Genomic DNA, 10,015 nt, shown 5'->3' on the forward strand with positions numbered 1-10,015 from the left:
ATTCCGGTTCCGGGCCAAGCCGCCCGCGCTCCGAGCCGCCCGCGCTCCGCGACCTCCCCAACCGCTTCTCCGGAAGCGGCGATGACGCACGCCTGCTTCTCCCTCCCCTTCATGGGGAGGGATGTCGGCGCGAAGCGACGACAGGGTGGGGTGCGTCCGCCATTCCCCACCCGGTCGCTGCGCCACCACCCTCCCACTTCGGGGAAGGGAGAACGCAGTCCCGGTCTTTGAAAATTGAACGCCCTACGGCCTCGGAACCAGACGCCACATCCTCAGCGGATGCCTCACCGTCCCGGCCTCCTCGCCGGCCGCCGCGCCGCGGCCCATGTAGAAGTCGGCGCGGACCGGGCCGCGGATGGCGCTGCCGGTGTCGAGCGCCATCATCAGGCCGCGATAGCTGTCGCGCGCCCCGACCAGTCCGCCGCCCTCGGCGTCGATCCACACCAGGTCGCCATAGCGCCAGCTGGCCGGGTCCACCGCGATGGCGCGCCGCGCCGGCAGGGGGACGCCCGCCGCCCCCGCCGGATCGCCGCCGTCGTCGGGCTGCATGGCGAAGAAGACATAGCGGGGATTCAGCGCGGTGACCGCGTCCGCCTCGGGACCCCGGTGGGCCGCCAGCCAGGCGCGGATCGCCTCGCCCGAGGCTCCGCCGGCGGGCAACAGCCCCTGTTCGACCATGCGGTTGGCGATGGCCACGAAGGGCCGGCCGTTGTTGGCGGCGTAGGCGGCGCGGCCCCGGCCCCCGTCCTCGAACGTCAGATAGCCCGACCCCTGCAGCTGCATGAAGAACAGCTCCTCGGCCTTCATCCAGGCCAGAACCGCGCCAGGGGGCGCCGCCTCGATCGCGGCCCGGTCGGGGTAGGGGCCGGTCGAGCCGTCGGCCCGGCGCTGCAGGACCCGCGACGGGTCGGCCGGGTCGACGACCAGATCGGCCGGCCGGGCCACCACCGGCGTGTCGAACGGCCCCTGCGGCGTCCGCCGGGCGGCGTATTCGGGTGCGAAATAGGCGGTCAGCCGGCCCTCGCCCTCCGAGGCGACGACGGTGAACCGGGTCTCGAAGAAATCGCGCGCGGCCCGGGCCGTGGCGCCCCCGTCCCGCAGCGCGCGGCCCTGGCGGCAGGCGGCGGCTCCCGCCGGGTCGCGGGCCGCGCCGCAGCCGGCGGCATAGGCGTTCAGCGCCGCCAGATGGTTCTCGTTCGCCCACCCGGGCAGGGTCGTCGGCGAGACGCCCGCGGCCTCGACGGGCGCGGGCGACGGGGCGGGAACAGGCGCTGGCGGAGCCGGCGGCGGGGCGGAGGCGCAGCCGGCGACCAGAAACACGGCCGCGAGGGCGGCGCCCAGGCGTCGCCGCGCGCCGCCCGCGATCATGCGGCGGCGGGCTCGGTGCGGGCCAGGACCCAGTTGGGATCGCTGGCGCCGAGGGTCCGTTCGAAGGTCCACAGTTCGGCGACGCGGCGTTCCTCGATCTGTGGTTCGGCGGCGGCGTCCGCCGAGGTCACCGTATTGCGCAGCTCGGCCAGGAAGCGGACCTTGGCCGTGGCCCGGTTCTCCTCGGCCGAGGCCTGTTCCAGGTCGGCGCGGGCCGGATGCAGGAATTCGGCGATCTCGGTCTCGCCCCGGCTCTCGCGGGCGGCGATGCCGGCCTCGAAGGAGTCCATCACCGCCGGGGTCAGCAGCGGCTTCAGCGTCTCGCGGTCGCCGGCGGCATAGGCCCGCACGATGGTCTCATGGGCCTGGCGGGCGCCTTCGAGGAAGCGGACGGGGTCGAAATTCGGATCGCGCGCCTTCAGGCTGGCGATCGAGGCCAGGGTGACGGCGTCGAGGATGCCCGGACGGCCGGCGGCTTGCTCCGGCCGGGCGCCCGCCGGCGCGAGGACGGCCGGCTTGGATCGCGCATCGTCTTCCGGCTGACGGCCGACCTTCTTGCCCAGCACATTGTACAGCTGGAACAGGACGATGGCGGCGATCACGGCGAAGATGATGATCTGGATCTGGACCGGCGGCACTGGCGTTCCCTGGCTGGCGTCCGCGAAACGGCGGGCGCGGCGACTGACGATTAGGGGCTGATATAGGGTCGCGCAACATGAACCGCTGCTGAGGTCGGGCGAGCGTCGTTGCCGCACCCCCGGCCCCGTGCTAGTCGCCGCGCCTTCCGGGGCGTCTCAAAGGGCGCCGTTCACCCTATTCAGACAGACCCGATCGATGACCGACGCCGCCCCTCCCGCCGACGCCAACACGGCCGCGCCCGCCGACAACGCCGCCCAGGGGCCGCAGGGCCCCGGCTTCCGCATCGTCGCCCAGTACGTCAAGGACCTGTCGTTCGAGAACCCCAAGGCCCCCGACAGCCTCCGCGTCGACGGCAAGCCCGCCATCGACATGGGCGTCGAGATGAACGCCCAGGGCCGCCCCGACGGCCTGTTCGAGGTCGACCTGCGCCTGACCATCAAGGCGACCACCGAGGCGATGACCGTCTTCAACGTCGAACTGCTGTACGGCGGCCTGTTCGCCCTGCACGGCGTGCCCGAGCAGGACATCGAGCCGCTGCTGCTGATCGAATGCCCGCGCTACCTCTTCCCGTTCGCCCGCGAGATCATCGCCCGCGCCACCTCGGACGGCGGCTTCTACCCGCCCTTCATGCTGGACCCGATCGACTTCGCCGGCATCTACGTCGCCCGCCAGCAGTCCATCGCCCGCGGCCCGGCCGAAGCCGGCAAGGCCTAGGCCTCAAGCCGCTCGCCGCCGCGCGGCGAGTGGTAGGCCACAAGAAATGAAGGGGCGTCCGTCAGGCGGCGGACGCCTTTTCCATGTCCAGGCCATAGCCCTTCCACAGCGACCAGTCCTTCAGCGTCGCCCGCAGGAAGGCCTCGTGCGCCGCGTGCTCCGCCTCGCCGCCGCGCGGTTCCAGCGGACGCGGCCGGGGCGGATAGCCCGCCGCCGCATGGGCCGCCGCCGCGGCGCTGACGACGCGCGAGGCCGACAGGTCCAGCCGGCGCTCCTTGCCGCCCTTCAGCTCCAGATAGACCTCGGCCAGCAGCCGGGCGTCGATCAAGGCGCCGTGCAGGCTGCGCTCGACCAGGCTGATCTTGTAGCGCTTGCACAGGGCGTCCAGCGAATTGGCCATGCCCGGAAACCGCGTCTGGGCCAGCTTCAGCGTGTCGATCCAGCGGTCCTCGTGGAACAGGGCCCGGCCGCAGCGGCCGAATTCGTGGTCGATGAAATTGCGGTCGAACTGGGCGTTGTGGGCGATGATCGGCGCGTCGCCGATGAAGTCGCACAGATCGATGACGATCTCGGCGAATTTCGGCGCGTCCTTCACATGATCGTCGGTGATCCCGTGCACCCGGATCGCATCGGCCGGGATCGTCCGCTCGGGATGGATCAGCCGGTGAAAGGTCCGCCCCGTCGGCAGCAGATCCTCGATCTCGATGCAGCCGACCTCGATCATCCGGTCGCCCGTACGCGGGTCGAAGCCGGTGGTTTCGGTGTCGAGAACGATTTCGCGGGACATGCCCCCTTAATGGGGCGGTTCGTCCGCTTTCGGAAGACCGCGCCGGGGCGGCGACCACCCCTCGGCCAGAACCATCCCCACGATTTCCTTCACCCGGGCCCGCGCCGCCTCCAGCCCCTCGCCGGTGTCGACGACGAAGTCGGCCCGGCGGCGTTTCTCGGCGTCGGGCAGTTGCCGCGCCAGGATGGCCTCGAACCGCTCGCGGGTCATGCCGGGCCGCTCCAGAACCCGCGCCGCCTGCACCGCGGCCGGCGCCGTGACCACCACCACCGCATCGACGTCGGCGTCCCCGCCGGTCTCGAACAGCAGCGGAATGTCCAGCACCGCCAGCCTGACGCCCCGCGCCTCGGCCGCCGCCAGATCCTCGATCCGACCCTGCAACACCAGCGGATGAACGATCGCCTCCAGCCGCCGGAAGGCCTGATCGTCCCGCCCCAGCGCCTCGGCCAGACGCGTCCGGTCCACGGCCTCGTCCGCGACCACCCCCGGAAACGCCTCGCCCACCGGACCGACCGCCGCACCGCCCCTGGCGTAGAGCCGGTGCACCGCCTCGTCCGCGTTCCAGACCATGGCCCCGGCGTCGGCGAACATCGCCGTCGTCGTCGACTTGCCCATGCCGATGGAGCCGGTCAGGCCCAGGACGATCATTCGGCCTCTCCCAGGGTCGCCAGCGCCACGGCGCGGACATCCACATCCGGCGGTTCAACGCCGAACAGGGCCCGGAACGACGGCCTCGCCTGACCGATCAGCATGGCCAGCCCGTCCACCGTCGTCAGCCCCCGCGCCCGCCCCTCGGCCAGAAACGGCGTGAGCACCGGGCGATAGGTCATGTCCATCAGCACCGCGTCGGCCGGCAGCGCCGCCGGATCGATCGTCGGCGGCACGCTCAGCGCATTGACCACCAGCGCCGCCTCGCCCAGCGCCCGCGCATCGACCACCGCCACGCCCAGATGATCCGCCAGCGCCTGCGCCCGCTCGGCCGTCCGGTTCAGCACTCCGACTTCCGCTCCCGCCGCCTTCAGCGCCGCCGCCGCCGCGCGCCCCGCCCCGCCCGCGCCCAGCACAACGGCCGGCCGGCCTCGCACGTCGAGCCCAGGCGCCTGTTCAGCCAGGGCCGCCATCAGGCCAAGGCCATCTGTGCTCTCGGCCCGGATCCGGCCGTCCTCGAACACCAGCAGATTGGCCGCGCCGCAGGCCAACGCCGTTTCACCGGCCTCGTCCGCCAGCCCCAGGGCCTGCGCCTTGAACGGCGCCGTCACATTCAGGCCGCGCAGGGCGCCGCGCCGCCCCTGATCGACCAGCTCCGCAAAGGCCTCGGCGTTCGCCGGCCCGAAGGCGCGATAGACCGCGTCCAGCCCGGCCGCCTCGATCCACGCTCCGTGTATGACCGGGCTCAGCGAATGGGCGATCGGCTGGCCGGCGACGCCGGCGACCACGGTCATGACCGCAGCACTCCGGCCCGCCGCAGCTCCGCCAGCACCGGCCACAGCGGCAGGCCCAGGACGGTGAAATAGTCGCCCTCCACAGCCTCGAACAGCTGCGACCCCATCCCCTCCAGCCGATAGGAGCCGACGCAGGCCAGCAACCGCTCGCCCTCGGCCTTCAGATAGGCGTCCAGAAAGGCGTCCGAGAAATTGCGCATCCGCAGATCGACCGTATCGACCCCGGCCCAGACCACCTGCCCGTTCCGCGCCAGGGCCGCGCCCGAATGCAGTTGATGCGTCCGGCCCCGCATCGACGCCAGCTGCCTCCGCGCGTGTTCCAGAGACCCGGCTTTCGACACCAGCCCCCCGTCGAAGGCCAGGGTCTGGTCCGCGCCCAGCACCCAGGCGTCGGCGTCATGACGCGACACCGCCAGCGCCTTCACCCGCGCCAGTTCGACCGCCAGCCCCGCCGCATCGGCGGGATCGTGCGTCGCCTTGACGGCGTTCTCGTCGACGTCGGCGACCTGCACCGCGAACGGCACGCCGGCGCCCTCCAGCATGGCCTGCCGGGCAGCGCTCTTCGAGGCGAGGATGAGACGTTCCCCGCTCACCATGCCGCTCCCAGCCGACGCGTACGGCGCTCGTTCAGGACGTTGATGATCGCCGCCGCCGTCTCCTCGACCGAACGGCGGGTCACGTCGATGACCGGCCAGCCGCGCCGCTCGAAAGCGCGCCTCGCCTTGACCGTCTCGTCGCGCACCGCGTCGTGGTCCACATAGGAGGAAGCCCGGGTGGCGTTCAGCCCGTCCAGCCGGTTCTTGCGGATCTGCACCAGCCGGTCCGGCGACACGGTCAGGCCGACGATCAGGGGGTTCTTCAGCCCAACCAGCCGCTCGCCGTCCTCCTGGCCCGGCACCAGCGGCACATTGGCCGCGCGGATGCCGCGGTGGGCCAGATAGATGCAGGTCGGGGTCTTTGACGTGCGGCTGACTCCGCACAACACCACGTCGGCGCTTTCCAGCTGGGCCGTCGTGCCCTGGCCGTCGTCATGGGCCATGGCGAAGTCCAGCGCCGCAATGCGGTTGAAATAGTCGGTGTCCAGCGCGTGCTGCGCTCCCACGCGGGTCGACAGGGCCGCGCCCAGATAGCGTGACAGGGCCCCGACCAGAGGATCCAGGGCCGCGATCTGGGGCATGTCCAGCTTGCGGCAGCCCGTCTCCAGCTGTTCGCGCAGCTCGCGGTCGACCAGGGTGTGCAGAACCACGCCGGGCGAGGCGGCGATCTCCTCCAGCACCCGCTCCATCTGCTTGTCGTTCCGCACCAGGGCATAGATGTGCTCGATCGGAATGACCCCGTCGAAGCGCGCCACCACGGCCTTGGCCATGGCGTTCAGGGTCTCGCCGGTGGAATCCGACACCAGGTGGACGTGGAAATAGGTCGCCAGCCGCGAAGGGCCCGTCGTGCGGCCCGTCCCCGTTGCGCCCGGCGTCATCGGCAGCTGTCCATATGTGCGAGACTCCTGTGGACGGGGCGGGGCGCCGTTGGTCCGGGGCTGTCAGCCTTTTCCTATAGCCGGACCGGGCGAGGGCGGCGAGCGGGGACAAGGGTGGACGGGACATCCATCGCGGGGGCGGTTCATCCCACGGCCGCGACCCGTCGCCGGTCCGCCTGTGGAGATCCTTAACAAGACCTTAATGGCGCCCAGCCTGCCGACAAGGCGCCGGCTCTGAAACCCCGCCCTTGAGGCCTCGTCAGGATTTATCCCCGCTGTCACCAGACCGGTGAACGGCCGTCCGCCGTCTGTGACTGTTTGCGGAAAACCCGTCCGTCCGCGCCCAAATGCGCCAGCTTATCCCCGCCATCCCCCGCCCTGCCTTCTACCTCCCATTCTTCGAATCTTTCCTGAGAAGGATAAGGAGGGTGCGACACGGGCCGGGCTTGAGCCTGGACCGGGCCGCCGGTAGGACCGGGATCACATGATCACCTCGCCCCCCACACCGTTGCTTCTCAAGGTTCTCGCCGGGGAGACGCCGTCGCGTCCGCCGGTCTGGTTCATGCGTCAGGCCGGGCGCTACCTGCCGGAGTACCGGGCGCTCAGGGCGACGACCCCGGACTTCATCTCCTTCTGTCTGGATCCCGAGAAGGCCGCGGAGGCGACGTTGCAGCCGATGCGGCGGTTCGGATTCGACGCCGCCATCGTCTTCGCCGACATCCTGCTGATCCCCCGGGCGCTGGGCCAGGAGGTCTGGTTCGAGGCCGGAGAGGGGCCGCGGCTGGGCGCCCTGCCTCCCGTCGAGGCCATGCGGGACCTGACATCCGGGGCTGGCGAGGCGCTGAAACAGGTCGGCCAGACCCTGTCGATCGTGCGGTCGCAACTGGAGCCTGAGCGCGCCCTGATCGGCTTCGCCGGCGCGCCCTGGACCGTGGCCACCTATATGCTGGACGGCGAGGCCCGCAGCATCGGCAAGGGCGAACGCGCCCAGGCCCGGACCTACGCCTACAGCGAGCCGGAGAAGGTCGCGGCCCTGCTGGACGTGCTGGTCGAGGCCACGGCCCATTATCTGAAGATGCAGGCCGACGCCGGGGCCCAGGTGCTCAAGATCTTCGAAAGCTGGGCCGAGGGTCTGCCGGAAGACCTGTTCGAAAGCCTGGTCCTGCGGCCTCACCAGCAACTGGTTCGCCGGGTGCGCGAACTGGGCGTCACCGTGCCCCTGATCGGCTTCCCGCGCGGCTCGGCGGCCCTGGCGGAACGCTATGCGGCCGAGGTCGACGTCCAGGGCGTGGCGCTCGATACCGCCTGTCCGCTGGAGATCGGACGCCGCGTCCAGGTGATCAAGCCGATCCAGGGCGCGCTCGATCCCCTGCTGCTGCGCGCCGGGGGTCCGATGCTGGATCGCCGCGTCGACCAGCTGCTCGAGGCCTGGGGGCAGGGGCCGTGGATCTTCAACCTCGGCCACGGCATCCTGCCCGACGTGCCGATCGCCCATGTCGAACAGGTGCTGAAACGGATCGGCGCACAATGACCGGAGCGGCCTCCGGACGACGGATCGCGGTGGTCCTGTTCAATCTGGGCGGGCCTGACGATCCGGCCTCGGTGCGGCCTTTCCTGTTCAACCTGTTCCGCGACCCGGCCATCATCGGCCTGCCCGATCCGTTCCGGACCTGGCTGGCGGGCCTGATCTCCAGCCGACGCGAGACCGGCGCCCAGGCCAACTACGCCCTGATGGGCGGCGGCTCGCCCCTGCTGGCCGAGACGCGCAAACAGTCGGCCGCGCTGGAACAGACGCTGAGGACGCGGCTGCCGGACGACGACGTCCGCGCCTTCATCGCCATGCGCTACTGGTCGCCGCTGAGCGAACAGACGGCCGCCGAGGTGACCGCCTTCGCGCCGGACGAGATCGTCCTGCTGCCCCTTTATCCGCAGTTCTCGACCACGACGACGGACTCGTCGTTGAAGCTGTGGAACACGGTCTATGAGGGCCCGGGCGCGAGCCGCACGATCTGCTGCTATCCGCGGGCCGCGGGATGGATTGAAGCCCAGGCCAGGGCTGTGCGTTCGAAGCTCTCGGAGGCGGGTGGCCGGCCCGTCCGCGTCCTCTTCTCGGCCCACGGCATTCCCGAGAGTCTGATCGCGAAAAAGGGCGATCCCTATCAGGAGCAGATCGAGGCCACCTGCGCCGCCATCGCGCAAGCGGTCGGTCTGGGTGAACGCGAGACCGACTGGACCATCTGCTACCAGAGCCGCGTCGGGCCGATGAAGTGGCTGGGCCCGTCGACCCCCGAGGCCATCCAGCAGGCCGCCCGCGATGGCGTCGGCGTGATCGTGACCCCTGTCGCCTTCGTCTCCGAACACATCGAGACCCTGGTCGAGCTCGACATCGAATACGCCGAACTGGCCCATGAACTGGGCGTCGCGCCGTATCTGCGCGCGCCGGCCGTCGGAGTGGCGGCTCCCTTCATCGGGACCCTGGCCGACGCGGTCCTGGAGGCCTTGTCGCGCGAGGGCGTCGCGCCCCACGGTCCGGGATGCCGGGCGGCCTGGAAGGCGTGCCCGGCCCAATGCGCGCGGAGGGCGGCCTGATGCTGGATGGCACGACATTCGAAATCGTCCGGGGTCTGCATATTCTCGCGGTCATCGCCTGGATGGCCGGCATGCTCTTCCTGCCGCGGCTCTACGCCTATGACGCAGAACAGGCGGACAAGGCCGAACCTCTGCGATCGGAGATGCAATCACTGCTCCGGATCTGGCAGCGGCGGCTGCTGAAGATCATCATCAATCCCGCGATGAGCCTGGCCTGGGTGTTCGGTGTCTGGATGATCTTGATCCACGTCTATGGCTTCGGCGCGGGCTGGGGCTTCCTGGCCCAGCCGTGGATGGCGACAAAGCTGCTGGCCGTCCTGGCCCTCAGCGGCTGGCACGGCTTCCTGTCGAAAGAACTGAAGCGCATCGCAGCCGGGACCTCGACCCGCACGGGCCGGTTCTGGCGGATGACCAACGAAATCCCCTTCGTGATCGCCATCGTGGCGGTGCTCTCGGTCACGACCCAATGGACCTTCGGCTAGGTCCCGCTTGACCTGACGGCCCCCGCGTGGTTCCCCTCATCCCGAACCGTTCCTGGCAGCGCCGGGCGGTCCCTCTCTCCCAGCGACGCCGATCGGATCTCTCCCGTCGGACCCCGTCGTTTCCCTGCCGGCCGCGAGGCCAGACATTGTCAGCCCGCCCGGCCTCGCTTGCGCGAGCGCCCGGCTGCGCATGTGTAAGAAGCCTCCCATGACCGACGTCCGCGACACCGATCCCACCGCTCCTGAAGCCGAAAACCTCGACGGCGATCTGCCGACGACGGAAATCGCCGCCGCCGACCTGCCCATGGTCGAYCAGGAGYMSGGSGAGGAMGAGGACGACGGCGARCCGATCGTCCCCAACGGCCGCATCACCCTGCAGGARCTCAACGACAAGACGCCSGAGGAACTGGTCGCCTTCGCCGAGAGCCTCGAGATCGAGAACGCCGGCAACCTGCGCAARCAGGACCTGCTGTTCGCCATCCTSAAGACCCTGGCCGACGAAGAGGTCGAGATCATCGCC

The 10,015-nt window shown here is 70.6% G+C and carries 12 protein-coding genes; 5 read left to right on the top strand and 7 right to left on the bottom strand.

All coding sequences use genetic code 11. The annotated features are described in order from the left end of the window. Positions 1 to 243 precede the first annotated feature (243 nt). Positions 244 to 1,368, bottom strand: coding sequence for an MltA domain-containing protein (locus tag ASD25_RS26445; RefSeq protein WP_055831796.1), 1,125 nt, complete (start codon positions 1,366 to 1,368; stop codon positions 244 to 246). After that, positions 1,365 to 2,006 (bottom strand): TIM44-related membrane protein TimA, encoded by a 642-nt coding sequence (timA, locus tag ASD25_RS26450; RefSeq protein ID WP_156377020.1) that lies wholly within the window; start codon positions 2,004 to 2,006, stop codon positions 1,365 to 1,367. Before timA ends, ASD25_RS26445 begins: the two co-directional genes overlap by 4 nt. A gap of 196 nt (positions 2,007 to 2,202) precedes the next feature. Here timA and secB point away from each other — a divergent pair, with 196 nt between their 5' ends. After that, positions 2,203 to 2,721 (top strand): protein-export chaperone SecB, encoded by a 519-nt coding sequence (gene secB, locus ASD25_RS26455; protein WP_055831797.1) that lies wholly within the window; start codon positions 2,203 to 2,205, stop codon positions 2,719 to 2,721. Between the two features lie 61 nt (positions 2,722 to 2,782). Here the strand turns inward: secB and dnaQ are convergent, their stop codons facing one another. The 5 genes from dnaQ to ASD25_RS26480 are packed head-to-tail and all read right to left on the bottom strand — an operon-like array spanning position 2,783 to position 6,424. Then, positions 2,783 to 3,508, bottom strand: coding sequence for a DNA polymerase III subunit epsilon (gene dnaQ, locus ASD25_RS26460; protein ID WP_055831799.1), 726 nt, complete (start codon positions 3,506 to 3,508; stop codon positions 2,783 to 2,785). A gap of 6 nt (positions 3,509 to 3,514) precedes the next feature. After that, positions 3,515 to 4,156: a dephospho-CoA kinase gene (gene coaE, locus ASD25_RS26465; protein ID WP_055831801.1), complete on the bottom strand. Its 642-nt coding sequence runs from the start codon at positions 4,154 to 4,156 to the stop codon at positions 3,515 to 3,517. After that, on the bottom strand, positions 4,153 to 4,950 hold the full coding sequence (locus tag ASD25_RS26470) for a shikimate dehydrogenase (RefSeq protein ID WP_055831803.1): 798 nt from the start codon (positions 4,948 to 4,950) through the stop codon (positions 4,153 to 4,155). Before ASD25_RS26470 ends, coaE begins: the two co-directional genes overlap by 4 nt. Further along, a complete protein-coding gene (locus ASD25_RS26475) occupies positions 4,947 to 5,546 on the bottom strand; it encodes a nucleoside triphosphate pyrophosphatase (RefSeq protein WP_055831804.1) in 600 nt (199 codons plus the stop codon). The genes ASD25_RS26470 and ASD25_RS26475 overlap by 4 nt, the downstream gene beginning before the upstream one ends. Further along, complete coding sequence (locus ASD25_RS26480) at positions 5,540 to 6,424, bottom strand: pyruvate, water dikinase regulatory protein (protein WP_055831805.1); 885 nt, start codon at positions 6,422 to 6,424, stop codon at positions 5,540 to 5,542. The genes ASD25_RS26475 and ASD25_RS26480 overlap by 7 nt, the downstream gene beginning before the upstream one ends. A gap of 484 nt (positions 6,425 to 6,908) precedes the next feature. On the opposite strand from ASD25_RS26480, the gene hemE reads away from it, so the two are divergent. The 4 genes from hemE to ASD25_RS32525 form a co-directional block, all read left to right on the top strand. Further along, the gene (gene hemE, locus ASD25_RS26485) at positions 6,909 to 7,955 is read left to right on the top strand and encodes a uroporphyrinogen decarboxylase (protein ID WP_055831806.1); all 1,047 of its coding nucleotides are present in this window, start codon (positions 6,909 to 6,911) and stop codon (positions 7,953 to 7,955) included. Beyond that, positions 7,952 to 9,013, top strand: coding sequence for a ferrochelatase (hemH, locus tag ASD25_RS26490; protein ID WP_055831807.1), 1,062 nt, complete (start codon positions 7,952 to 7,954; stop codon positions 9,011 to 9,013). Before hemE ends, hemH begins: the two co-directional genes overlap by 4 nt. Next, entirely contained in the window at positions 8,992 to 9,495 is a 504-nt protein-coding gene (locus ASD25_RS26495) for a CopD family protein (protein WP_235562892.1), read from the top strand. The genes hemH and ASD25_RS26495 overlap by 22 nt, the downstream gene beginning before the upstream one ends. Positions 9,496 to 9,703: 208 nt before the next feature. After that, on the top strand, positions 9,704 to 10,015 hold a 312-nt coding region (locus ASD25_RS32525; protein WP_235562893.1), incomplete at its 3' end, for a Rho termination factor N-terminal domain-containing protein.

This window comes from Brevundimonas sp. Root1423 (assembly GCF_001426805.1).